The sequence below is a fragment of the Massilia sp. Dwa41.01b genome (genome assembly GCF_014171775.1).
Lineage (GTDB): Bacteria > Pseudomonadota > Gammaproteobacteria > Burkholderiales > Burkholderiaceae_D > Telluria.
The window spans coordinates 1,117,280-1,141,669 of sequence record NZ_CP050454.1 but is presented as its reverse complement, the minus strand read 5'-3'; the positions used below and the strand labels follow the sequence as shown (position 1 = coordinate 1,141,669).

General features: G+C 64.6%; 19 protein-coding genes, 1 other RNA gene and 4 pseudogenes. 6 read left to right on the top strand and 18 right to left on the bottom strand.

Annotation, left to right across the window (positions count from 1 at the left end; all coding sequences use genetic code 11):
* Nucleotides 1-14: 14 nt before the first annotated feature.
* The 10 genes and pseudogenes from murG to mraZ all read right to left on the bottom strand — a co-directional run bounded on the left by murG (nucleotide 15) and on the right by mraZ (nucleotide 11,353).
* Nucleotides 15-1,079: an undecaprenyldiphospho-muramoylpentapeptide beta-N-acetylglucosaminyltransferase gene (gene murG / locus G4G28_RS05275; protein WP_183108435.1), complete on the bottom strand. Its 1,065-nt coding sequence runs from the start codon at nucleotides 1,077-1,079 to the stop codon at nucleotides 15-17.
* A gap of 20 nt (nucleotides 1,080-1,099) precedes the next feature.
* On the bottom strand, nucleotides 1,100-2,317 hold the full coding sequence (ftsW, locus tag G4G28_RS05270; protein WP_182991131.1) for a putative lipid II flippase FtsW: 1,218 nt from the start codon (nucleotides 2,315-2,317) through the stop codon (nucleotides 1,100-1,102).
* Nucleotides 2,317-3,806, bottom strand: a pseudogene (murD, locus tag G4G28_RS05265) (UDP-N-acetylmuramoyl-L-alanine--D-glutamate ligase). Before murD ends, ftsW begins: the two are co-directional and overlap by 1 nt.
* A gap of 26 nt (nucleotides 3,807-3,832) precedes the next feature.
* Nucleotides 3,833-5,002, bottom strand: a complete 1,170-nt coding sequence (gene mraY / locus G4G28_RS05260) for a phospho-N-acetylmuramoyl-pentapeptide-transferase (protein ID WP_182991130.1) — start codon at nucleotides 5,000-5,002, stop codon at nucleotides 3,833-3,835.
* Nucleotides 5,003-6,370, bottom strand: a complete 1,368-nt coding sequence (gene murF / locus G4G28_RS05255; protein ID WP_182991129.1) for a UDP-N-acetylmuramoyl-tripeptide--D-alanyl-D-alanine ligase — start codon at nucleotides 6,368-6,370, stop codon at nucleotides 5,003-5,005.
* Nucleotides 6,370-7,915, bottom strand: a pseudogene (locus tag G4G28_RS05250) (UDP-N-acetylmuramoyl-L-alanyl-D-glutamate--2,6-diaminopimelate ligase). The gene murF and the pseudogene G4G28_RS05250 overlap by 1 nt, the downstream one beginning before the upstream one ends.
* Complete coding sequence (locus tag G4G28_RS05245; RefSeq protein ID WP_182991128.1) at nucleotides 7,905-9,689, bottom strand: penicillin-binding protein 2; 1,785 nt, start codon at nucleotides 9,687-9,689, stop codon at nucleotides 7,905-7,907. Before G4G28_RS05245 ends, G4G28_RS05250 begins: the two are co-directional and overlap by 11 nt.
* Complete coding sequence (gene ftsL, locus G4G28_RS05240) at nucleotides 9,686-9,958, bottom strand: cell division protein FtsL (RefSeq protein ID WP_182991127.1); 273 nt, start codon at nucleotides 9,956-9,958, stop codon at nucleotides 9,686-9,688. Before ftsL ends, G4G28_RS05245 begins: the two co-directional genes overlap by 4 nt.
* Entirely contained in the window at nucleotides 9,955-10,917 is a 963-nt protein-coding gene (gene rsmH, locus G4G28_RS05235) for a 16S rRNA (cytosine(1402)-N(4))-methyltransferase RsmH (protein WP_182991724.1), read from the bottom strand. Before rsmH ends, ftsL begins: the two co-directional genes overlap by 4 nt.
* Nucleotides 10,918-10,924: 7 nt before the next feature.
* On the bottom strand, nucleotides 10,925-11,353 hold the full coding sequence (gene mraZ / locus G4G28_RS05230; RefSeq protein ID WP_182991126.1) for a division/cell wall cluster transcriptional repressor MraZ: 429 nt from the start codon (nucleotides 11,351-11,353) through the stop codon (nucleotides 10,925-10,927).
* A gap of 455 nt (nucleotides 11,354-11,808) precedes the next feature.
* On the opposite strand from mraZ, the gene G4G28_RS05225 reads away from it, so the two are divergent.
* Together G4G28_RS05225 and G4G28_RS05220 are read left to right on the top strand one after the other, a co-directional pair.
* Nucleotides 11,809-12,771, top strand: a complete 963-nt coding sequence (locus G4G28_RS05225) for an AAA family ATPase (RefSeq protein WP_182991125.1) — start codon at nucleotides 11,809-11,811, stop codon at nucleotides 12,769-12,771.
* Between the two features lie 76 nt (nucleotides 12,772-12,847).
* Nucleotides 12,848-13,544, top strand: a pseudogene (locus G4G28_RS05220) (fumarylacetoacetate hydrolase family protein).
* A 12-nt stretch (nucleotides 13,545-13,556) separates the two neighbouring features.
* Here the strand turns inward: G4G28_RS05220 and G4G28_RS05215 are convergent.
* The 5 genes and pseudogenes from G4G28_RS05215 to G4G28_RS05195 all read right to left on the bottom strand — a co-directional run bounded on the left by G4G28_RS05215 (nucleotide 13,557) and on the right by G4G28_RS05195 (nucleotide 16,641).
* Nucleotides 13,557-13,796, bottom strand: coding sequence for a PH domain-containing protein (locus tag G4G28_RS05215; protein ID WP_183108111.1), 240 nt, complete (start codon nucleotides 13,794-13,796; stop codon nucleotides 13,557-13,559).
* 7 nt (nucleotides 13,797-13,803) lie between these two features.
* Nucleotides 13,804-14,124 (bottom strand): hypothetical protein, encoded by a 321-nt coding sequence (locus tag G4G28_RS05210; RefSeq protein ID WP_183108110.1) that lies wholly within the window; start codon nucleotides 14,122-14,124, stop codon nucleotides 13,804-13,806.
* A pseudogene (gene glpK / locus G4G28_RS05205) lies at nucleotides 14,121-15,618 on the bottom strand (glycerol kinase GlpK). The gene G4G28_RS05210 and the pseudogene glpK overlap by 4 nt, the downstream one beginning before the upstream one ends.
* Nucleotides 15,619-15,673: 55 nt before the next feature.
* Nucleotides 15,674-16,022: RNase P RNA component class A (gene rnpB, locus G4G28_RS05200), an RNA gene on the bottom strand.
* A 115-nt stretch (nucleotides 16,023-16,137) separates the two neighbouring features.
* Nucleotides 16,138-16,641 (bottom strand): nuclear transport factor 2 family protein, encoded by a 504-nt coding sequence (locus tag G4G28_RS05195; RefSeq protein WP_182991120.1) that lies wholly within the window; start codon nucleotides 16,639-16,641, stop codon nucleotides 16,138-16,140.
* Nucleotides 16,642-16,945: 304 nt separating this feature from the next.
* Here G4G28_RS05195 and G4G28_RS05190 point away from each other — a divergent pair, with 304 nt between their 5' ends.
* Complete coding sequence (locus tag G4G28_RS05190; protein WP_182991119.1) at nucleotides 16,946-18,115, top strand: serine hydrolase; 1,170 nt, start codon at nucleotides 16,946-16,948, stop codon at nucleotides 18,113-18,115.
* A gap of 544 nt (nucleotides 18,116-18,659) precedes the next feature.
* Here the strand turns inward: G4G28_RS05190 and pepA are convergent.
* On the bottom strand, nucleotides 18,660-19,286 hold the full coding sequence (gene pepA, locus G4G28_RS05185) for a flocculation-associated PEP-CTERM protein PepA (RefSeq protein ID WP_182991118.1): 627 nt from the start codon (nucleotides 19,284-19,286) through the stop codon (nucleotides 18,660-18,662).
* 14 nt (nucleotides 19,287-19,300) lie between these two features.
* Between pepA and G4G28_RS05180 the strand changes: the two genes are divergently transcribed.
* The gene (locus G4G28_RS05180; protein WP_182991117.1) at nucleotides 19,301-19,591 is read left to right on the top strand and encodes a hypothetical protein; all 291 of its coding nucleotides are present in this window, start codon (nucleotides 19,301-19,303) and stop codon (nucleotides 19,589-19,591) included.
* A gap of 306 nt (nucleotides 19,592-19,897) precedes the next feature.
* Here G4G28_RS05180 and G4G28_RS05175 read toward each other — a convergent pair whose 3' ends face one another.
* Complete coding sequence (locus G4G28_RS05175; protein WP_182991116.1) at nucleotides 19,898-20,389, bottom strand: YcxB family protein; 492 nt, start codon at nucleotides 20,387-20,389, stop codon at nucleotides 19,898-19,900.
* A 63-nt stretch (nucleotides 20,390-20,452) separates the two neighbouring features.
* Complete coding sequence (locus G4G28_RS05170) at nucleotides 20,453-21,343, bottom strand: hypothetical protein (RefSeq protein ID WP_183108109.1); 891 nt, start codon at nucleotides 21,341-21,343, stop codon at nucleotides 20,453-20,455.
* Nucleotides 21,344-21,560: 217 nt separating this feature from the next.
* Between G4G28_RS05170 and G4G28_RS05165 the strand changes: the two genes are divergently transcribed.
* Together G4G28_RS05165 and G4G28_RS05160 are read left to right on the top strand one after the other, a co-directional pair.
* Nucleotides 21,561-23,270, top strand: coding sequence for a thiamine pyrophosphate-binding protein (locus G4G28_RS05165; RefSeq protein WP_182991113.1), 1,710 nt, complete (start codon nucleotides 21,561-21,563; stop codon nucleotides 23,268-23,270).
* A 264-nt stretch (nucleotides 23,271-23,534) separates the two neighbouring features.
* Nucleotides 23,535-24,308, top strand: a complete 774-nt coding sequence (locus G4G28_RS05160) for a DUF4261 domain-containing protein (protein ID WP_182991112.1) — start codon at nucleotides 23,535-23,537, stop codon at nucleotides 24,306-24,308.
* The last annotated feature ends 82 nt before the right edge of the window (nucleotides 24,309-24,390 follow it).

The window sequence follows — 24,390 nt, the reverse complement described above, 5'->3', positions numbered from 1 at the left end:
TTCTTCGCTTGTTCTTATTTGTTATTCGCCAGTTGCTCAAGGACGCCGGCAATCGCCGCGTTGGCATCGCGCCGGCCGACCGCTTGCGCCGCCTGCGCCATCGCCAGGCAGTCGGCGCGGCTCGTGTTCTGCAGCAGCTGCGCCACGTGTTGTGCCGACAGGTCTCCCCGGGCCAGGTGCACGGCCGCGCCCTGCTGCGCCATCCAGATCGCGTTGTCGCGCTGGTGACCCGTGGTGCTGGCGACGAACGGCACCAGCACGCTGGCCACGCCCGCGGCGGTCAGTTCCGACACCGTGATCGCACCGGCGCGGCAGATCACCAGGTCGGCCTGGGCATAGGCGCCGGCCATGTCGTCGATGAAGTCGACCACGTTGGCGGACACGCCCGCTTGCGCATACGCCGCACGCAGTGCATCGATGTTCTTCTTGCCCGACTGGTGGGTCACGATGGGCCTCACGTTCGCGTCGATCAGCGCCAGTGCCGCCGGCACGCTGTCGTTCAGCACCTTCGCGCCCAGGCTGCCGCCGACGACCAGCACGCGCAAGGGACCCGTGCGCCCGGCGAAGCGTTCGGCGGGCGCCGGCAGGTCGAGGATCGCCTGGCGCACCGGGTTGCCGGTGACGACCGCTTTGCCGGCCGCCTTGCCGAAATCGGCCGGGAAACCGAACAGCACACGGTCGGCCATCGGTGCCAGCGTCTTGTTCGACAACAGCAGCGCGGCATCGGCATTCACCAGGGCCAGCGGAATGCCGCGCAGGCGCGCCATCATCCCGCCCGGCACCGTGACATAGCCGCCCATGCCGAGTACGACGTCGGGTTTCCTCTGCTTGATGAAACGCAGGCAGGCCGTGAAGCTGGCCGCCATCTTGAAGGCGCCCGTCACGGTGTGCTTCAGGCCCTTGCCGCGCAGGCCGGCGAAATCGATGGAGTCCATCGGGATGCCGTGCCTGGGCACGAACTCGCGTTCCATGCCGTGCGCGGTGCCCAGCCAGCTCACTTCCCAGCCGCGCTCGCGCATGGTCTGGGCGATCGCGACGCCAGGGAAGATGTGGCCGCCGGTGCCGGCTGCCATGATCATCAGCTTTTTCACGGGCTTGCTCACAGGCGCCCTCCCCGCATCAGCACACGGTTTTCGTAATCGATGCGCAGCAGGATCGCCAGGCCCACGCAGTTGAGCATCACGCCCGAACCGCCATAGCTCATCAGGGGCAAGGTCAGGCCCTTGGTCGGCAGCAGGCCCAGGTTCACGCCCATGTTGATGAAGGTCTGGGCGCCGAGCCAGATGCCGAAGCCCTTCGCGGCCAGGCCGGCGAAGATCTGCTCGAGGGCGATCGCCTGGCGGCCGATGTCGAAGGCGCGCTTGATCAGCCAGTAGAACAGGGCGATGACGACGAGCACGCCGATCAGGCCGAGTTCCTCGCCGATGACCGCCATGATGAAGTCGGTGTGCGGCTCCGGCAGGTAGTGCAGCTTTTCCACGCTGTTGCCGAGGCCAACGCCGGTGATTTCGCCGCGGCCGAAGGCGATCAGCGAGTGCAGCAGCTGGTAGCCCTTGCCGAGCGCGTTCTCGCCGGTCCAGGGATCGAGGTAGGCGAAGATGCGCTCGCGCCGGAACGGCGAAAGCGCGATGATCGAGACGAACAGCGCGACCAGGACCGAGGCGATGCCGCCGAACCAGATCATGTTGAAGCCGCCCAGGAACAGGATGCCCATGGCGATGCAGACGATGACGCCGAAGGCGCCCAGGTCGGGCTCGAGCAGCAGCAGGAGGCCGACGAAACCGATTGCCACCGCCATCGGCAGGAAGCCCTTGGTCAGCTTGTGCATGTATTGCTGCTTGCGCACCGTGAAGTCGGCCGCGTACAGCACCACGGCCACCTTCATGATCTCGGAGGGCTGCAGGTTGAACACCTTCAGCGACAGCCAGCGGCGCGCGCCATTGACCGAGACGCCCACGTTAGGAATCAGGACCAGCATCAACAGCACCAGGGTGCCGACGAACATCAGCGGCGCCATGCGCTGCCAGAACACGACCGGCACGCGGAAGGTGATGTAGGCGGCCAGCATCGACACCGCGATGAAGCCGGCCTGGCGGTACAGGAAGTACTCGTGGCGGCCCTGCACATAGGCGAACTTCGGGGAGTCCGGCAGCGCGATCGAGGCCGAATACACCATCACCATCCCGAACAGCATCAGCAGCAGCACGACCCACACCAGCGGCTGGTCGTAGTCCATCATTTTCGACGGGCGCGCGCGCTCGGCGATCGCCGCATCGCTGCTCGAACCCGAGAACTTGAAGGGAATCTGGAAGGCCATCAGATCTCCATTCCCTTGTCGAGGGCCAGTTCGCGCACGGTGTCGACGAAGACCTGGGCGCGGTGCGCGTAGTTGGTGAACATGTCGAGGCTGGCGCAGGCCGGCGACAGCAGCACGCAGTCGCCACCACGGGCCAGGCCGGCGGCGCGGCGCACCGCCTGCGGCAGCGATTCGAAGTCGAAGCACGGCACCCCGGTCGGCTCGAGAGCCAGCCGGATCGCCGGCGCATCCTTGCCGATCAGGAGCACGGCCCGGCATGGCGCGAGACGGGACCGGCCAGCGGCGCGAAGTCCTGGCCCTTGCCGTCGCCACCGGCCACCAGCAGGATCTGCTGCTCGCCGGTGAAGGCCTTGCCCAGGCCCTCCAACGCGGCAACGGTGGCGCCCACGTTCGTGCCCTTGCTGTCGTCGTAGAAGTCGACGCCCTCGATGCTGGCGACCAGCTCGACGCGATGCGGCTCGCCGCCGTATTCGCGCAGGCCGTGCAGCAGCGGCGCGAGCGGCAGGCCGGCGGCGCGGCACAGGGCCAGCGCGGCCAGCGCGTTCGAGGCATTGTGCAGGCCGCGGATTTTCAGGGCGTCGGCGGGCATCAGGCGGTTCACCGTGAACTCGACGGGTTCGGCGACTTCCCCTTTTTTAACTTCTTCTCGCTCGCTTCGCCCGGCACGGCGGTGGCCAGCCACAGCACGCCGCGTTCGTTGACGATGCCCATCGCGTGCGGCGCGTCCGGCTCGTCGATGCCGAAAGTCGTGTGCGCGGCACCCGCGGCGGCCATCTGCATGACGAGCGCGTCATTGCGGTTCAGGACGCGCACGGTGTCGGCACCAAAAATGCGCGCTTTGTCCGCCGCGTAGGCGGCCATGTCGCCATGCCAGTCGAGGTGGTCTGGGTCAGGTTCAGGACGGTGGCCGCGTCCGGATTCAGGCTGACCGTGGTGTGCAGCTGGAAGCTGGACAGTTCCAGCACCCAGGCCTGCGGCAGCGTGTCGGCCGCCAGCACTTCGCGCAGCACGTCGAGTGCCGCCGGGCTGATGTTGCCGGCCACGCGGGTATCAGGCCGGCGCGGCGGCACAGCAGACCGGTCAGGCTCGTCACCGTCGTCTTGCCGTTGGTGCCGGTAATGGCGATGACTTTCGGCGCATAGCCACGCTCCGCCTTCAGCGCAGCGAGCGCCTGGGCGAACAGTTCGATCTCGCCCCAGACGGGGATAAGGCGTTCAGCCGCCGCCGGGACGATCCCGGCCAGCTCGCGGTTCGGTGCCAGGCCCGGGCTCACGGCAACGAAATCGGCGCCGTCCAGCAGGCTCGCCGTGAAGGCGCCGCCGACGAATTCGGCATTCGGCACGGCCGCATACAGCGCCGGCAGGCGCTGTGGCTCGGTACGCGTATCGGCCACGCGCACGCGCGCGCCGCACTGGCCCAGCCAATGCGCCATCGCGAGCCCGGATTCGCCGAGCCCCAGTACCAGTGCGAGTTTGCCTTCGTAGTTCATCGATTGCAGTTTCAGTTAAGGCGGTTTCAGCGCAGTTTCAACGTGGACAGGCCGACCAGGACCAGGACCATCGTGATGATCCAGAAGCGAACCACGACCTTGGTCTCTTTCCAGCCCTTTTGTTCGAAATGGTGGTGCAGCGGCGCCATCAGGAACACGCGGCGGCCGGTGCCGTAGCGCTTCTTGGTGTACTTGAACCAGGACACCTGGATGATCACCGACAGCGTCTCGGCGACGAACACGCCGCCCATGATGAACAGCACGATCTCCTGGCGCACGATCACGGCGATGGTGCCGAGCGCGCCGCCGAGGGCCAGCGCGCCGACGTCGCCCATGAACATCTGCGCCGGGTGCGCGTTATACCAGAGGAAGGCCAGGCCCGCGCCCGCCATCGCACCGCAGAAGATCAGCAGTTCGCCGGCACCCGCGATGTGCGGGATGAACAGGTATTTCGAATAGGTCACGTTACCGGTCAGGTAGGCGAACAGGCCGAGGGCGCCGCCCACCATCACGGTCGGCATGATGGCCAGGCCATCGAGGCCGTCGGTGAAGTTCACCGCGTTCGAGGAGCCGACGATCACGCAATAGGTCAGCGCGATGAAGCCCCACACGCCCAGCGGATAGCTGATGGTCTTGAAGAAGGGGACGATCAGGTCGGCTTTCGGCGGCAGGTCGAGCGAGAAGCCGGACTGCACCCAGGTCCAGAACAGCTGGGCGACGCCCCAGGGGGTCGATGCCGACACCGAGAACGCGAGATACAGCGAGGCGGTGATGCCGACCAGCGACATCCAGAAGTATTTTTCACCCGAACGCATGCCTTCCGGGTCTTGGTAGACCACCTTGCGGTAGTCGTCCACCCAGCCGACGGCGCCGAAGCCGAGGGTCACGATCAGCACCGGCCAGATCAGGCGGTTCGACAGGTCGCACCACAGCAGGGTCGAGACCGCGATGGCGATCAGGATCAGCACGCCGCCCATGGTCGGGGTGCCGTGTTTCTTCAGGTGGGTCTGCGGACCCTGGGTGCGGACCGCCTGTCCGACTTTCATCTCGGTCAGCTTGCGGATCACGGCCGGGCCGGTGAACAGGCCGATCGCGATCGCGGTGATCGTGGCGAAGACCGCGCGGAAGGTGATGAAGTTAAAGACCCGCATCGGACCGATATAGTCCTGGAGGTATTGTGCAAGCCAGAGCAGCATTTAGTGAGCGTCCTTGGGAGTAGCTGTTGATCCAGTCAGGTGATGGACGACGCGTTCCATTTTCATGAAACGCGAGCCCTTCACCAACACAGTTGCGTCCGAATTGCCGCCCAGTTGCTTGTCCAGTGCTGCCAATAATTCGTCAAACTGCTCGAAGTGTGTTGCGCCGTGCGCCACCAGGTGGGTGGAGAGTTCACCCGTCGCCAGCACCGTTTCGATGCCGCGGCTTTGCGCATAGGCGCCGATTTCCTCGGTAAATTCGCGGCCCTGCGTGCCGACTTCCCCCATGTCGCCGATGACCAGGAAGCGCGGCGCCGGGTAGGCGGCCAGCACATCGATCGCGGCGCGCATCGAATCCGGATTGGCGTTGTAGGTGTCGTCGATGACGAGCGCGCCGTTGACGGCCTGCTTGCGCTGCAGGCGCCCGCCCACCGGGGCGAAGGCCTCCAGCCCGCGCACGATCACGCTTTGTTCGATGCCGGCCGCCAGCGTGCAGGCGATCGCCGCCAGCGCATTGCGCACATTGTGTTCGCCGGCGGCGGCCAGGTTCAATGCGAAGCCGCCTTCAGGGGTCGTCACCTGCAGCGCGTTGCCGAAACCGGTGCTGCTGAAGGTAGCGCGCACGTCGCAGGCATCAAGCAAGCCGAAGGTCAGGCTACGGCATTTGGCCAGGCCTTGCCACAGCGGGGTGTAGGTGTCGTCGCCCGGATAGACGGCCACGCCGCTTGCCGGCAGTGCCGCGAACACCGAACCGTTTTCCAGCGCGACGGCTTCCACCGTGTGCATGAATTCCTGGTGCTCGCGCTGGGCATTGTTCACCAGGCCGACGGTTGGCTCGGCAATCGCCGCCAGGCGCGCGATCTCGCCGGGATGATTCATGCCCAGTTCCACCACCGCCGCGCGGTGTGAGGATTCCAGGCGCATCAGCGTGAGCGGCACGCCGATTTCGTTGTTCAGGTTACCTTGCGTGGCCAGGCGCGCATCGATGCCGACCGCGGCGGCCAGGATCGAGGCGATCATTTCCTTGACCGTGGTCTTGCCGTTGCTGCCGGTGACGCCGATCACGGGAATCGCATACTGACGGCGCCAGCTGTTGGCGATGCGCCCCAGGGCCACCAGCGTGTCGGGGACGACCAGTGCCGGCAGGGTCCAGCCCTCCGGCAAACGCTCGGCCACCACCGCGGCGGCGCCATTCGCGGCCACCTGCGGCAGGAAGTCGTGGGCATCGAAACGCTCGCCGCGCAAGGCGACGAAGAGCACGCCGGCATTGGCGGTGCGGCTGTCGGTCGAGACGCTCTCGAAAGCAGCGTCGCCCTGCAGGACGGCGCCGTCGATCGCGCTTGCCAGTTGTGCGAGCGAACCGCGCATCAATGCGTCCTCATCATGGTGAGCCGTGCGCTCAGGGCCAGCGTGGCGTGTTCGGCATCGGAGAACGGCATCTTCCTGCCCTTGATCTCCTGGTAGGGCTCATGGCCTTTACCGGCCAGCAGGATCACGTCCTGTTTACCAGCATGCTTGACGGCGTACAGGATGGCGGCGGCGCGGTCCTCGATCGCCTGGCGACGCGAAGCGGCCTGCCCGTCCATGCCGGCCACGATCTGCTCGATGATGGCAGCCGGGTCTTCGCTGCGCGGGTTGTCGCTGGTGACGATGGCCTGGTCGGCCAGCTGGGCAATCGCGCCCATCTGCGGGCGCTTGCCCGGATCGCGGTCGCCGCCGCAGCCGAACACGCACCACAACTGGCCAGCGCGTTCGGTCGCGACCTGGCGCAGCGCGCCAAGGGTCTTTTCCAGCGCGTCCGGCGTATGGGCATAGTCGATCACGACCAGCGGCGCATCCTGGCCGCCGACCTGCTGCATGCGGCCCGGGGCCGGCACCAGCGCTTCGATGGCCGCGACGGCGCGCTTGAGTTCGACGCCCTTGGCCAGCAGGGCGCCCAGCACGGCCAGCGCATTGCTGATGTTGAAGTGGCCGACGAGTTGCGTCCTGACCGGCAGGCTGCCCTGGCTCGTTTCCAGCACGAATTCGGCGCCGGTAGGACGGCTGCGCTTGTTCGCCGCACGGAGGATGGTCACCCTCGATGGCCGGCTGCGCCGCTTCGTCCTGCAGCGTGTAGCCGGTAATGGCCAGCTCGGGGCGGGTGGCGCGCAGGTGCGCGACCAGGCGCCGGCCGGCCGCGTCGTCGAGGTTGATGACGCCCGTTTGCAGTTCCGGCCACTCGAACAGCTTGCGCTTGGCCGCTTCGTAGCTGGCCATGTCGCCGTGGTAGTCGAGGTGGTCGCGCGTCAGGTTCGTGAAGATGGCCACGTCGAAGTGCATGCCGTTGGTACGGCCCTGGTCCAGGCCGATCGACGAGACTTCGATGGCCAGCGAACGGGCGCCGGCTTCGCGCACGGTGGCCAGGCGGCTGGCCAGCAGCACGGCGTCGGGCGTCGTGTAGCCGGTTTCGATGAAGGTCGGTGCGGCAGCGCCCTTGTACATGCCCACGCCCAGCGTGCCGATCACGGCGGCGGTCTCGCCCAGGCTGGCAATCGCCTGGCCGAGCCAGACGGCGCAGGAGGTTTTACCATTGGTGCCGGTCACGCCGACGGTGAACATGTCGACGTCCGGCATGCTGAGAAACGCGTGCGCGATCGGGACCGGCCTGGCGCTTCAGGTCGGGCACGGCCAGGTGCGGCACATCGATGGATTCATCCCGGTGAAGTCGCGGTCGTCGTAGACCACGGCGGCAGCGCCGGCGGCGACGGCGGCGGCGATGTAGCGGCGGCCGTCGCCGGCGTCGCCCGGATAGGCGAAGAAGACGTCGCCCGGCTGCAATTGGCGCGAGTCGGAAACGAGTTTGCCGCCTGGTGCGGCGGCAACTACCCAGCGGGCCAGGTCTGACTGGCGAATCTGGTGCGGGCTAAGCGCCATCCAGGCTCTCCTCGAGTGGTTCTTCCGGAATGATGATGTCGGTGACCGACGAATCCGGCGGTATGTTATCGGCCCGCAGCGCACTGGCTGCGAGGTCGGCGAAGGTTGGCGCGGCCACGCCGCCGCCGGTGTGCACGGCACCCTTTGGGTCGTCGACCATGACGGCGATGACGAAGCGCGGTTTCGACATCGGCGCGATGCCGACGAAAGAGCCGACATAGCTGGTTTGCGAATAGCGGCCGTTGACGATCTTTTGCGCGGTACCGGTCTTGCCGCCGACGCGGTAGCCGGCCACCTGGGCGCGCGAAGCCGTGCCTTCCGGGCTGACGACGGATTCGAGCATGGTGCGCACCTGGGCCGCCGTTTTCGGGGAGATGATCTGCTGGCCGACCGGCTCTTCGCTGAGCTTGACGAAGGACAGCGGGATCATGTCGCCGTTGCGCGCGAAGATCATGTACGAGCGTGCCATCTGCAGCAGCGACACCGACAGGCCGTGGCCGAAAGCCATGTTCGCGTATTCGACCGGGCGCCAGGATTTCCATGGACGCACGCGGCCGGCGGCCGGGCCCGGGAAGCCGAAGCGCGGTGCCTGGCCGAAGCCGAGTTTGGTGTAGAGCTCCCACATTTCCTGCGGCGGGATCATCTGCGAGATCTTCACGACGCCGACGTTCGACGACTTCTGGATGATGCCGCTGGTGGTCAGCATGGGCTTCGGGTGCGAGTCGCGGATGGCGTGGCCGCCGACGACGATGCGCCCCGCTCCCGTGTCGAACACGGTGTTCGGGGTGACGCGTTTCGTCTCCAGGGCGAGGGCCACGGTCATCGGCTTGATGATGGAACCCGGCTCGTAGGTATCGGTGATGACGCGGTTGCGCAGCTGCTCGCCGGTGAGCTTGGTGCGGTCGTTCGGGTTATAGGTCGGGTAGTTCGCCAGTGCCAGTACCTCGCCCGTGTGCACGTCCAGCACCACGGCGGCGCCGGCCTTGGCGTTGAATTTCTCGACCGCGTTCTTGATGCTGGTGAAGGCGATGTACTGGAGTTTGCTGTCGACCGACAGGGTCAGGTTCTTGCCGTCGTGCGGCTCGCGCAGGATGCCCAGGTCTTCGACGACGCGGTCGAAGCGGTCCTTGATCACGCGGCGGCTGCCGGGCACGCCGACCAGGCTTTTCTGCTGCGCCAGCTCCATGCCTTCCTGGCCGACGTCTTCGACGTTGGTGAAGCCGACCATGTGGGTCATGACTTCGCCCTGCGGGTAAAAGCGCTTGTATTCCTTGTTCGTGTCGAGGCCTTTGATCTTCAGCTTCTCGATCTTCGCGATGACCTCCATCTCGACCTGGCGCTTCAGGTAGACGTAGGTGCGGTTCGAGTCGAGCTTCTTGCGCAGTTCCGCTTCCGGCATCCCGAGCAGGCGCGCCAGTTCGGCGATCTTCTCCGGCGGCGAGGCCAGCACGTCTTCCGGCACGGCCCAGACGGCCTTGACCGGCAGGGACGAAGCCAGCACCTGGCCGTTGCGGTCCATGATCTTGCCGCGCGTGGCCGGCATCTCGAGCGTGCGCTCGTAGCGGTTCTTGCCCTGCTTTTGCAGGAATTCGTCGTTGATGACCTGGCGGTAGACGGCGGCGCCGGCCAGCGTCATGAAGCCGGCGAAGAGCACGAACAGCATCACGCGCGAACGCCAGTCCGGCAAACGCACGGCCAGCACGGGGCTCTTCGAGAAAGCCATGCCCTTCGAAGCGGCGACGCGATTGGCGTTGAACGGCTTGTCGCGCTTCATTTGGCGTCCTCGGTCAGGTATTGGGTGCGCGCAGGCGTCAGGGGCGTCATGTTCAGTTCAGTACGCGCGATCTGCTCGATGCGCTCGCTCTTGCCGAGGGTGGACTGGTCCAGCTGCAGCTGGGCCCAGTCGATGTCGAGCTGGCGCGCGTGCTGCTGCAGGCGCTCGAGCTCGATGAACAGGTGGCGCGCCTGGTAGCGCGCGTTGACCAGGGTCAGGCCGCAGGCGATCAGGCCGGCTGCGAGGAAGATATTGAGCTTGTTGCTCATCGTGCCGTGTCCTCCAGGCGCTCGGCCACGCGCAGCACCGCCGAGCGGGCGCGCGGATTCGCGCCGACCTCTTCATCGGACGGCTTGATCTTGGCGATGAGCTTCATCAGCGGCTGCGGCAGATCGACGGCGCGGATCGGCAGGCGGCGGTCCGGCTGGGCGACCTTGGCTTTGCTGGCCAGGAACTGCTTGACCATGCGGTCTTCGAGCGAATGGAAGCTGATGACGGACATGCGCGCACCGGGCGCGAGCATGGCGTAGGCAGCGGTCAATCCTGCCTCGAGGTCCTCAAGCTCCTGATTGATGAAAATCCGGATAGCCTGAAAGGTACGGGTGGCCGGATCCTTGCCCTTTTCCCGAGTCTTGACCGCGTCTGCCACGATTGCGGCAAGCTGTCGTGTGCTTGAAATTGGTTCGACTGCCCGGCGAGCAACAATCGCCTTTGCAATCTGAAAAGCAAACCGTTCTTCCCCATAATCGCGTATTACCTTTTCCAGTTGTTGTTCGGGCGCCGTGGCAATCCATTCGGCGGCCGAGAGTCCGCGGGTCGTATCCATGCGCATGTCGAGCGGGCCGTCGTTGCGGAAGCTGAATCCGCGCGCGGCATCGTCCACCTGCGGCGACGAGATGCCCAGGTCGAGCAGGATGCCGTCGACGCGGGCGATGCCGCGTTCGGCCAGCGCCGCGCCCATGGTGGCGAAACTGTCATGGATGATCGTGAAGCGTGGGTCGTCGATGGTCTCGGCGGTGGCGATCGCCTGCAGGTCCTTGTCGAAAGCAAACAGGCGGCCCTTCTCGCCCAGGCGCGACAGGATCAGGCGGCTGTGGCCGCCACGGCCGAAAGTGCCATCTATATAGATACCGTCGGCACGTGGGCCGGCCAGGTCGAGGGCGTCGACCGCTTCGTCGAGCAGCACCGTGCGATGCTGGAATTCGGGCACCGAATGCGCAGGAATCATCGGTGCCTCAGAAAGAGAAGTTGGAAAGGACATCAGGCATGCCGCCGGCCACGGCCGCGGCTTCGTCGGCGGCCAGCTTGGCGGCGTCCCAGATCTCGAAGTGGGTGCCCATGCCGAGCATCATCACTTCCTTTTCCAGGCCGACGGCGGCGCGCAGTTCGGGAGAAATCAGGACACGGCCGGCGCTGTCCATCTCGACATCGCAGGCGTTACCGAGGAAAATGCGTTGCCACGCACGGGCGGACATCGGCCAGGCGGCGATCTGGTCGCGGTGGGTTTCCCACACGGGACGCGGGAAAAACAACAGGCAGCCGTGGGGGTGGCGGGTCAAGGTAAGCCGTCCTTCGCATTGCAGCGCGAGGGCGTCACGATGCTTTGCCGGAATGGACATCCGGCCTTTCGCATCGAGATTGATCGCTGACGCGCCTTGAAACACGTTTTACCTAGCTTTGGAGAGTTATCAGTTTAGTTGTTTGCGCGCCGGGAGACCTGAACTTCTCCCACAAAACTGCACTTTTTCACACTGTTTCCCACTTTAGAGGAAGCGTTGTTACTGGTCAAGCGAATTCCAACAGGAAAAATTCGCATTTTTCCAATGAAATTAAGGACTTAGACAACTTCGCTCAAGCAGTATGAATAGAAAATCTCTCGGAAAATTAAGCACTTAGGATTAACACTGAAAGTGCAACCTCATCTGGGATGAGGTGTTGTATCGTTGACGTTAGGAAAATATTTACAGGCTTAGGACTTTTCCGACAGCAAGATCAGCAGGCGCGCAGGGCACGGTTGGGAAATTGCGGATTCATGCGGAAAGGGTTAGGATTTCTCCATCGCCCGACAGTTCGGCGACGGCCGGCAGTCGGGATGTGATGCGTGCACAGGAGAAATAAAGTGAGTTTCGCCACCCCTCTCACCCTCGCCCGGACCCGCGCCGTCTACGACCTGCTCGACGTGCAGGACGCCCTCGACCGCAGCCGCGGCCGCTCCCCCGAACTCGACGCCTTCTACGAGCGCATGCTCGATACCGGCCCCGAGCGCTTCGTGACCACGCCTTCCTCGATCGACGCCCTGTCTCCCCTGTTCGAGGAATGCCCGAACTTCGATGAAGTACTGGATGACCTGGCGCGCTACCTGCGCCTGGCCCATGCCGGCAACAAGGGTTTCAATGTCATGCCGATCCTGCTGCTGGGCGGGCCCGGTGTCGGCAAGACCCACTTCGCCAAGCGCCTGGCGCGGGCGATGGGTACCGACTGCGAACTGATCAGCATGAACGCGCTGTCGGCCGGCTTCGTCATCACCGGCAGCTCGGCCAGCTGGCGCGGCGCCAAGTGCGGCAAGGTGGCCGAGCGCCTCGTGCGTGGTCAGTATGCCAACCCGGTCGTCGTCCTCGACGAAGTCGAAAAGGCGACCGGTTCCTCCCAGTCCGACCCGCTCGCCGCCCTCTATCAACTGCTGGAACCGGAAACGGCACGCGCCTTCCGCGACGAGTTCATCGACGTCGAAGTCGACGCCAGCCAGATCTTCTGGGTGCTGACGGCGAATTCGGTCGAAGGCATTCCCGCTCCCCTGCTCAATCGCATGGCCGTCTACGAGGTGCCGGCGCCCACGCCAGACCAGGCGGCCGGCATCGCCCAGCGCATGTATGCTTCGCTGCTGGAGGAACTGAACCTGACCGGTTTCGACGCGCTGCTGGGCGACGCCGTGCTCGATAAACTGGCGCCGGTCTCGCCGCGCGACCTGCGCAAGACCCTGCTCGACAGCCTGGGCTATGCGGTCGCGGGTGGGCGCGGGCACATCATGCTCGAGGACGTGCGCCTGCGCGGGCTGCCGGGACGGAGCCGGATCGGGTTCTGAACCCGGGCGTGGTACGGCGCGCGAGGAGTGCGCAGGCGCCGGTAGAATGAAGGCTCCACCGTCCACGCGAGATCCCATGCCCGACTACGCCATCACGCCGCCCGCCACGCCTTCGCTCGCCATTTACGGCAGCAGCGCCCGTTTCCCGATCCGCCGCGTCTTCTGCGTCGGCCGCAACTACGCCACCCATGCCCGCGAGATGGGCAGCGATCCGAGCCGCGAGCCGCCCTTCTTCTTCACCAAACCGGCCGACGCCGTGGTGCCGGCCGAGGGCACGCTCGCCTACCCGCCGGCGACGGAAGACCTGCACCACGAGATCGAACTGGTGGTGGCCCTGCGCCGGCGGCGCCGACATTCCCGCCGACGAGGCACTCGGCAAGGTCTGGGGCTATGGCGTCGGCATCGACCTGACCCGGCGCGACTTGCAGGCCGTCGCCAAGGAGCACGGCAGGCCCTGGGACATGGCGAAAGGCTTCGACGCCTCCGCGCCCTGCTCCCCGCTGCGTCCGGTCAGCAGCTTCGGCCACCCGTCCGAGGACGCCTGCATCCGCATGACGGTCAACGGCGAAGTGCGCCAGGATGGTTCGCTGAACGAAATGATCTGGCCGATCGCCGACATCATCAGCCACCTCTCTCGCCTGGTAACGCTGGCGCCGGGGGACTTGATCTTCACGGGGACGCCGGGCGGGGTCGGAGCCCTGAAGCCTGGCGACCGGGTGCATGGCGAAGTGGCGGGGGTGGACGAGTTCGACCTGGAGATCGTCGAGCGGTAAGTCCTTGCCGGCTCAGGGGTGCAGGACGGCAGCTGCGGATGCCGGGTGCGTGCCGCGTAGCGCCGCAAGAAACGCTTGCGGCTGTTCGACGCTGATCAGCAGCGACGGCCCGCTCTTCGCCGGCAGGAACACGACGCTGCTGCGGTCCGTCAGCAGCGCAAAGATCGTCGATTTGCCAGGTCCCATGAAGCGTCCCGCCGCGTAGCCCGGCAAGCCGATGCCGTTGCGGCGCAGGCCGAGCTGCGCTTCCATGATCTCGTCATAGCCGCCGCCGACGCGCCCGCGCGAGGTCGAAATCGGCGAGCGGCCGGTCATGCTGATAGAAACGCGCCGCGCGCAGCAGGATCCTGCCGTCCTCCACGCGCAAGCTGTTGTCACGCACCCCATAGGCCAGCGAAGCCGTGAACGGCAGCACCAGGATGGCGGCCAGGCCAATGTTCTTCAAACTGAGCCCCAGGCCATCGCGGCGGATCACGACCAGGGGCGCGGCGCAGGCCAGCAGCGTGATCGCGGCGAGCAGCCAGTACGCGCCCGGTCCCGCGGGCGCGATCGCGAACGCGACTCCCTGCCCCGCGCTCAATGCTCCACCCATCCCTTGGCATGCTCGACAGCCCGCGCCCAGCGTGCGCGCAGTTCGGCACGGCGCTCGGCCGCCATCGCCGGCTCGAAGCGGCGCTGGGCGCGCCACAAGGCTTCGATTTCCTCGCGCGAGCTCCAGAAGCCCTGCGCCAGCCCGGTCAGGTAGGCCGCGCCCAGCGCCGTCGTCTCGGTAACCGCCGGGCGCACCACCGGCACGCCGAGCAGGTCGGCCTGGAACTGCATTAATAAGTCGTTGCGGGCGGCGCCACCGTCGGCGCGCACTTCCGTTACCGGGCAGGCCGCGTCCTTCTGCATGGCCGCCAGCAGCTCCGCGCTCTGGTAGGCGATCGCCTCCACCGCGGCGCGGGCGATGTGGGCGGCGGTGGTTCCGCGCGTCATGCCGACGATGGTGCCGCGCGCATACGGGTCCCAGTGCGGAGCACCGAGGCCGACAAAGGCCGGCACCAGCATCACGCCGCCGCTGTCGGGCACCGACATGGACAGCGCCTCGACTTCGTTCGATTGCTTGATGATGCCGAGGCCATCGCGCAGCCACTGGACCGTGGCGCCGCCCATGAAGACGCTGCCTTCGAGCAGGTAGTCGACGCGGCCATCGACCTTCCAGCCGATGGTGGCCAGCAGACGGTTGCGCGAGACCGGCGGCACATAGCCGGCATGCATCAGCATGAAGCAGCCGGTGCCATAGGTATTTTTGACCATGCCCTTGGCGTAGCAGGCCTGGCCGAAGGTGGCGGCCTGCTGGTCGCCGGCAATACCCATCAGCGGGATGGCCGCGCCCAGCCACTCCTCGCGCACGGTGCCGATGCGGTCGGCACTGCACGACTTCCGGCAGCATCGCTGCCGGAATGCCGAACAGGTCGAGCAAGGCCGGCTCCCAGCGCATCGTGTGGATGTTGTAGAGCATCGTGCGCGAAGCGTTGCTGACGTCGGTGACGTGGCGCCCGCACAATTGAAAGGCAAGCCAGCTGTCGACCGTGCCGAAGCAGAGCTCGCCGCGCTCGGCGCGGTCCCGCGCGCCCGGCACGTTCTCCAGCAGCCACTGCAGCTTGGTGGCGGAAAAATAAGCGTCCAGCTCCAGGCCGGTGCTGCGGTTGATCAGTCGTGCATGGCCTGCTTCACGCAGGCGGTCGCAGGCGCCGGCCGTGCGCCGGTCTTGCCAGACGATGGCGCGCGCGATCGGTTCGCCCGTGGCCCGGTCCCAGACAACGGTGGTCTCGCGCTGGTTGGCGATGCCGATGGCGGCAATCTGACTGGCGGCGATGCCGGAGTCGCGCAGCACCTGGCGCGCGCAGGCAAGCTGGCTGTTCCAGATGTCGAGGGCATCGTGCTCGACCCAGCCGGGCTGGGGAAAGTGCTGGGGATATTCCTGCTGGGCGCAGACGACGACCTGGCCTTCGCGGTCGAACAGGATGGCACGGGAGCTGGTCGTTCCCTGGTCGAGGGCAAGGATGTATTGAGGTACATGTTGAGGCATGACCACTCCGCCGCTGACGAGATGGCACCCGGCGTGAGACCGGGCACAAGAATTAGTGTAAAGCAGGCCGATAGGCCGGATTCTGTGTAGTGGTCTCCCTTGCGGGACGCCCCTATGACAGCCATTCCTCTAGGCGCCGAATTACTCCGGCGCTCAAGCTTCCTACCCGCACGCTCCGCGAGCAACATCAACGCGTGCCTATTTGGAATTGCTCCGAGTGGAGGTTACCGCGTTTCACCGTAACTGAATACGCTCGTCTCTGTGGCCCTGTTCCTCGCCTTATACCCGGCTTGCGCCTGGCTTTCAGCGGACGGCCGTTAACCGTCACCCCGCTCTGTGGAGTCCGGACCTTCCTCCCGCCGGCACCCTTGCAGGTGCCAGCCAGCGGCTGTCTGGCCTGCTTCACGGTCAGCATTGTAACCGATGCGCGATCTTCCAGGCGATCGGAGATGGCCTGGCGACACCTTGACACGCCTGCTACAGGTGAGCGTTCAGCCTGGCGGGATAGTGACGGTGTCATTACTCTGCTTGTTTTGCCGGCCCGTGATCAAAACTGAGCATCCGCCCAACCTGCCACTGCCCATCCTTGAGCAGCAAGGTATGCGTAAAACGCGCCCTTCCCTCCACCCGCTCGGGCTGGCCCTTGTTCAGGTGGTAGAAGTAATGCTCACCGGTGATGACCGCACCATATACAGTCCCATTGTTCCTTAGCGGGTAGTACTGGACCGTTCCGGGCACTTCTCCCCTGCGCAGGCGCCAGTCCGGCTTGCCGCAGATATTCCTGCTGGTCGCATCCGCAAATGCCTGCCGGCCGCGCATCGGACCACCAAGGTCATGATAGAACTCCAGATCCTCGGCATTCATCATCGTCATTTTCTGCACTTCGCAACTGTTAAAGGCTTTCCAGTAGTCGCTGTCAAACTGTCGTAATGTGGTTTCCCAGTTGTCATTGGTGACTTGCGCGGCTGCGGTGAGCGGATGGACGAGCGTGGCCAGCAAGGCCGCGGTGAGAGCGAGTTTCATATGCCGGTTGGAGTGAGTTCATCGAGCCGACAGCATATGCAGCCGGTGACCGTAGCACGAGCCTGCCGAGACAAGCGGTGGACTCGATGGGTTGAACGGCACTGGTCGGCGACAAACGGCGCAGCGCTTCAAGGCGAGTAAGCCTGCCACACGATCTTCAGAGGCCGCGTCTGGCCCCATGCCGGTGCTATTGACTCCTTGAGGGCCGGACGACCGAGGAGAAACTGCGTGTATCCAGTGAGCTTGGCAGCAATTACTGCATTCTATTGCCGGCATTCTTCCACTCATCGCAATATAGACCAGGTTGCCATCGCGCCCGCTACACTTCGGCTACCAAAATCAAAAAAAGGGATTCAGTATGCTGAAACGATTTCTCTTCGGCGTTGCCGCCTTCAGCCTGGCTGCAGTAGCTGCCGCGACCCCATCGGAGGAGCTGTCGGCCGCCATCGCATCGGCAAAGTCCGGATCGAAAGTGCCTGCTGTCGGCGCCGTCATCCTGCGCGACGGTGCCGTCTCGGCGCAGACCGTGCTGGGCGTGCGCGAGGCGGGAAGCAAGGCCGCGGTGACGCTCGACGATGTGTGGCTGATCGGTTCGACGGGCAAGGTCATGACAGTAGCCATGATTGCCCGCCTGGTCGAACGCGGCGTGCTTGCATGGGACACTCCGCTCGACGCCATGCTCCCCGACATGGCGGGAAGCATGCGGCCGGAATACCGCAAGGTGACCCTGGTCGAACTGCTCTCGCACCGCGCGGGCTTTCCGCGCGACCTGCGCAACGATAAGACGATGGTGAAATTTTTCCGCGACGGCCGCCCGAGCGCGGAGCAGCGCTTGAGCTATGTAGCCGTCGCACTCAAGGACAAGCCTGAAGCGAAAGCAGGCACCTTCAGCTACAGCAACGCCGGCTTCATTGTCGCCACCGTCATCGCCGAGCGCGCTGCGCATGCAAGCTACGAGGAGCTGATGGGCGCAGAGGTATTCAAGCCGCTGGGCATGACGCGTGCCGGCTTCGGCAACACCGGTGAGGGTCAGAATCGTGGCCACCAGCACGGTAAGCCGATGCGCCACATGGCGCGACTCAACGACGGCGCGCCCCGCATGTACGCGCCCGCGGGCTTCCTGCACATGAGCCTGGAGGACTGGGCGAAGTTCAATCTGGACCAGCTGGCCGGGGCGGCAGGCAAGGGCAAGCTGCTCTCGCCTGCGTCCTACCGGCTGATGCAGACGGCGCAGCCGGGCAGTCCAGCCGGCCTCGACTGGGGGGTGCAGCAATCGATCGCGGGCCGCCAGGGTCCCGTCCTGGTGCATCAGGGCTCGGACGGCAACTGGCTGGCCATTGCAGTGCTGTTTCCCGAGCAAGGGACCGGGGCACTGATGGTGGCCAATGCAGGGCCGGACATGGGCGCCGACCAGGTGTTGATGGGCTTGGCCGGGAGTTTGTTTGCGCAGTTGAGTCCGGCCAAACCGAAATGACCGGCTTTGTCGGTGGAGAAATAGCCGCCGCGCCGGTCTGGTTTCTCTGAGCGCAACGGTACGCACGGTGCCGCAGCCTGGCTGAGGCATTGACCTCGACACCGTGCAAGGGCCTGCTCCTCGCCTGTTCCTAAACGGCGGGGTCATTCCTACCGGCGGGCTCATAACGCCGGGGTCAGGTCTGACAAATAGACACGAGCTCTACGGTTGAAAACTTCATCAAGATGTATGGCTGAGATCGTGTCCAAATGTCAGACCTGACCCCAGTTCGCCACGGGGTCAGGTCTGAAAAATAACGCCGGGGTCAGGTCTGACAAATAGACACGAGCTCTACGTTTAAAAACTTCATCAAGATGTATGGCTGAGATCGTGTCCAAATGTCAGACCTGACCCCGGTTCGCCACGCGTCTCGCCCATACCGTGCTACCGGGCCCCAGGGGTCGGACGCCTGAGCATCAGGAGATGCTCAGTGTTCCCCCAGTTGTCCTGGCTGGAACGGCACCTCGGAAGCGCCGTCTTTTTCCTGATTATCGATGCCAATCGATCAGGATTGGGCAGCGCGCTTGCGGCCGACGATACCGGCGCCGAGCATGGCAATACCGAACAGGGCCAGGGAACCCGGCTCTGGCACTTCGGATACGATAAATTGACCGTTATTTCCAACGAAGAAGTATTCGCCTGGCGCATTGGCGAACTCCGTACCATTGCACCCTGGGCCCGTAAAGCCGGCGTATTGGCATGCAACTTCATCGACCAGGAATGCATTGGGAAGGCCGATGACATTTGCGTTCGCGAAACGGAATTGCACGACTGTCTTATCCCACAGGTCGCTGCCGTCGCCACGGAAGAAATAACCTGGCATGAGCGAGTCCATGTTCACGCGTGCCAGCACATTGACCTGACCGCTCGCGGTCGGGCTGCCGCTCGCGTCAACATCGCCTCCACCGCCGAGCACATCGAAGCTCGCGATGAGATTTCCAAGGTTGGCGCCGTAAATGCCTTTGGTGCCGCCGTACTCCAAATTCGTCGGGTTCTGATACATCCTGATCGTCCCGCGGCTGAAACTGAGCGCATCTCCAAAGCGTCCTGTGCCGTCCGCTTCAAACATCGCAGTGATGTTGCCGCCTGGGTAGCTAATGGGGAACAGCCTCCCGTTCGAGTCGGCTTGCACGATGTTGAGACGGCATGCTGGCTGAACGTGTAGCTATTCCCGTCCGTTCGCGTCAGGGCAAAAAAGCTGTTTCCGTTCACGTCCAGGTATTCAAAAACCTGCTGACCGTTGTCGAAGCCGCCGCCATTCGGGTTGAATACCCATTCATTGACGATAGGAGCAGCGTGGGCAGTACACATCGACATCGCAACGGCCGCAGCGTAAACCAGTTTCTTCAGAATTTTCATCTTGTCTTCCGAGATAAATTGATGTTGCACAGAAAATTTCTAACAAGCAATTTACATGCCAAGCACAAAGATGCTTAAATAACAAGTACTTAATAGAACCTGGTTTTATGAAGCCGTCCAAGCTGTCAATGTCGTCGACAAACAAAGGCGCATTGGATTGCATGTGCACGCAAGTCCTGAACAGCCGGCGATAACGACGAAGTCACAATAACGACAGCAATAACGACGGCTCAAAACGCCGGGGTCAGGTCTGACAAATAGACACGAGCTCTACTTTTGGAAACTTCATCAAGATGTATGGCTGAGATCGTGTCCAAATGTCAGACCTGACCCCAGCTAGCCTGTGACCCCAGCTAGACTGACCCCAGCTGGCCTGACCGCGGTTCAGAGAACCTTGCCGCCGGCTGATTCGACACTGCCGACAATGAGTTGTCGTAGTTCCGGCGAAAGATTTGCGACAGGCAGCGTGCTGAACTGGGCTTTCGAAAATAGCAGAAGCCACACGTCTTCGAATTTCCAGACCTCTTTCACGGCAGCCCAGTGAAGAGTGGATGTTCCAGCACTGGACTTCATCGTGAACGAGTTATTGTCCGCGTGAAATGTAACCATCGCATCTTTGAAACGACGAAATTTTGCAAGCGAGTTCCTGTAGTGAACAACATACAGACTGGCCGAGATGAGATAACCGAAACCAATGACCGTTCCGATCATCCCCGTTATCCACGAGAGATCGCGCTGCATGAGGAGTACAAGGAAGCACGCTGTCAGCGCCAGCAGCACCGGCACAAAAAATACGCCGACTGTTCGACGCCAGTAGGCAAACGTCGCTTGCCGAATCAGCGACTCGCTATAGATGAGGGTTGTTTCGAGTGGCATGGTGTATGAGTCTGGTTGAGTTTTCTACCGTCTACTTCTGCCAATTAAAAACCTTCGAATGGATCACCAAACGGTATTGTCGCTGCCAAAACAAACCGATGTGTCGCCAGGCGCCTGAAACCTGCAGCTAAGTACTCGACCGAAAATAAATGGGAATTTTGGCAAACAGAACCGGACGTGCCGGTTCGGATGCGGTGCAAGACGGCGAGAGCGCCGCAGTGCGAGCACTGCCCCGCAAGCGGACGCGAGCCGACGCAGCAACGCGCCGGTTCTGGAAGCCAAAAACACATTTATTTTTGGTTGAGTACTTAAATCGTCGTCGTGCGTGGCGTTTGCGCCGGCGCCGCGCCAGCCGGAGCGCGCTCGCGGTGCCGGGAGGCCGATGCGGTCGATATCGGCCAGGTTCACCAGCGGCGCGTACATCAGGTCCGTCGGATCGGGCGAGCGGCGCCAGCCCAGGTGCAGTTCGGCGATCGCGCGCTTGACCATCTTGTGCAGGCGCAGCGCGCTGCGTTCGCTCATGCGGGGTTCGCCGTCCTTGTACTCCAGCAGCCGCGCGAGCGACACCACCGAGCAGGCCTGGCGGGGCGCGTGGGTGGCGAACTGGAAGCGGAAGTTGCCCGAGCGTGCGTTGATGTCGCGCATGGTGAGGAAGACGCGATAGCTGTCCGATCCGGTCGCCATTTTTGACGCCGGCAGGGCCAGGCGCAGCAACTCTTCGCTGATGGCCTGGTCGGTCCCGGGCAGGGTCGGGATATCCAGCGGCGGCAGGCGCCCGCTGGCCCTGAGCTTGATCTTCAGGTCGGCCTGCAGGATTCTTGCCAGCGTCGCAGCCATTTCTTCAGGGAAGTCGTCCAGCGGCACCAGCCAGACCGCCACCTTGTCGAGCGGATGCTCGCCGGCCGCATGTCCGATGGTGGGCAGGACGGTGCCCGCGGCCAATGCTCCCAGCACCAGCTGGCGTCGTGAAATCGGCATCGCGCGCTCCCTCGAATGATTAATTTGACAAGTCTAGCGCGGGAACCATTGCAGGTCGACAATTATTTTCGGCGCGATTGGCTGCACCGCCGGCCCTTGTCGTTTCTGAAATTTCGTGTCGCCATTTCAAAAGCCTGAGCTGGGGCACTCGCATAGAATGCCCTGACTATTAATCCACAAGGATGACAGAGACATGACGCACCCTTCCCGCAGCGGCGGCCAGATCCTGGTCGACGCGCTCCACGTCCACGGTGTCGATACCGCCTTCGGCGTGCCTGGCGAAAGCTACCTCGACGTGCTCGACGCGCTGCACGATTCGGATATCCGCTTCGTCATCAACCGCCAGGAAGGGGGCGCCGCGTTCATGGCCGAGGCCTACGGCAAGCTGACCGGCAAGCCCGGCATCTGCTTCGTCACCCGCGGTCCGGGCGCGACCAACGCCTCGATCGGCGTGCACACGGCTTACCAGGATTCGACACCGATGATCCTGTTCATCGGCCAGGTCGGCAACGACTTCGTCGACCGCGAAGCCTTCCAGGAAATCGACTACCGCCGCATGTACGGCGAGATGGCAAAATGGGTGGCGCAGATCGACCGCGCCGACCGCATTCCCGAGTACATCGCACGCGCCTTCCAGGTGGCCACCAGCGGGCGCCCCGGCCCGGTCGTGCTGGCCCTGCCGGAAGACATGCTGATCGACACGGCTGAAGTGGCCAACACGCGCAGCTACCAGCCGGTGCAGGGCGCGCCGTCCGCGCAGCAGATCGACACCCTGCGCGGCCTGCTGGCCGAAGCGCAGCGCCCGGTCGTGCTGCTGGGCGGCGGTACCTGGAATGCGCAAGCCTGCGCCGACCTGCAACGCTTCGCCGAGGCGAACGCGCTGCCAGTGGCCTGCACCTTCCGCTTCCAGGACCTGCTCGACAACGAACACCCCCACTATATCGGCGACGTCGGCATCGGCATCAATCCGAAGCTGGCCGCGCGCGTGAAAAATGCCGACCTGGTCATTGCCATCGGCCCGCGCCTGGGCGAAATGACAACCGGCGGCTATACCCTGCTGGCCTCGCCCGTCCCGCAGCAGCGCCTGGTGCACATCCACGCCGACCCCGAGGAACTGGGCAGCGTCTACCAGGCCGACCTGATGATCGCCAGCGGCGCGCCGCAAGCCTGCGCGATGCTGGCGGCGATGGCACCGGTCGATAGCAGCGCCTGGCGCCACACGGTCGAGGAAGCGCGCGCGGAACTGGCCGCCTGGCAGGCGCAGCCGCCGATCTTCCGCGATGCGAGCCCGCTTGATGCCCCGCTCGACCTGTGGCAGGTGGTGCAAGACCTGCAAAGCGCCCTGCCGCGCGACACCATCGTCACGAATGGCGCAGGCAACTACGCCTCGTGGGCACACCGTTTCTGGCGCTACGGCGGCATGCGCACCCAGCTGGCGCCGACCAATGGCGCGATGGGCTATGCCGTGCCGTCCGGCGTGGCGGCGAAGATCGTCGATCCAGAGCGCACGGTGCTGACCTTCGCCGGCGACGGCGAATTCATGATGACCGGCCAGGAACTGGCGACTGCCGTGCAGTACGGCGCCGGCGTCATCATCCTGGTCTTCAACAACAGCATGTTCGGCACCATCCGCATGCACCAGGAAAAGACCTATCCGGGCCGCGTGTCGGGCACGACCCTGCATAACCCGGACTTCGCGGCCCTGGCACGCGCCTATGGCGGCCATGGCGAAATCGTCGAACGCACCGCCGACTTCGCCCCTGCGCTGGCGCGGGCCCTCGAACATGCCAACGGCAAGGGAATGCCGGCGCTGATCGAACTGCGTTACGACGGCAACCTGATTACGCCGAACATGACGCTCGACGCGATGCGTCAGGCGGCCGAGGCCGCCAAGGCCGGCTGAGCCCTCCAGCCTCTCGGAGGCGCTGCCTGCGCCGCATCCCGGTGAACGGCGATGCGGCGCAGGCCCATGGGTGCGAAGGATGAGCGCGGCGCGTTCCGCTCGGACGCCTTCGCCCCGTGGGTCTTTGCCCGCACGCTGCTGATCAATCCGCTCGGCAATACAGGGCGACACCCGATCTGCCTTTCGTGCAACACTCTTCCTGTACTGGATTGCGTATCCCGCCCATATCCATGGGCCGGCTGCGCCATGAGGAGACCCACCGACATGAACGACACACCAGAACTAATCCTGTGCATACCGGGACCATGGGACAGCCAGCAGGCGCTGGCCGACGACATCGCCGACGGCGACAGCGGCCACCTGCTGATTGAAAACCTGCTGCGCGACGCCGAAACAGGCTTTACCTGCGAACTCGTGTACGGCGCCGCCGATCCCGAGGTGAGCGCCGCCTTCCGCGTGGCCGGTCCGCATTGGGCCGCCTCAGGGGCAATGGACGACGTGGGCGAACACCGCTGCGTGGTGTACCTGATCGGCAAGGGCGGCTCGCGCGAGGCGGCCGAGGCGATGATGCGTGCAGGCGCGGCCCTGGTCGACGCCGGCGGGCTGGGCGTGAAAGTGGAAAGCACCGGCATTGCCCATGGCCCCGCTTACTGGACCGAGATGTGCGAGCAGCTGCCCCTGCTGACCGCGCACCGCGCCCTGGTCGTGTTCGTCGTGTCCGGCCACGAGGTGTATTCCTGCGGCATGCACAACTTCGGCCTGCCGGAAGCCGTCATGGCCATCGGCAAGGGATCGATCGACCGTACCGCTGCCGCCGACCTGCTGCGCACCTTCACGCGCTACCTGCTCGAGGCCCACGACATCGAGGTCGGGCATACCTTCTCGGTCAGCGAAGGGGCGCCGGTCTACCGCATCGTCGCCGCGACGCCGGTCGACTACGGTCCGGACTCGCTCTTCAACAACCCTTATGGCAGCTGGCGGCTGGAAGCGGTCGCGCCCGAGAAAAAGGGCAACTGGTGGGGCCGGCTGGTGCACTGAGCGCCCTCCCTGTCACGATCTTGCGGGGCCGGCTCCAGGCCCGGTCCGGCCTGCAGCGGCAGCGCATGGCCGGCTACCGGGC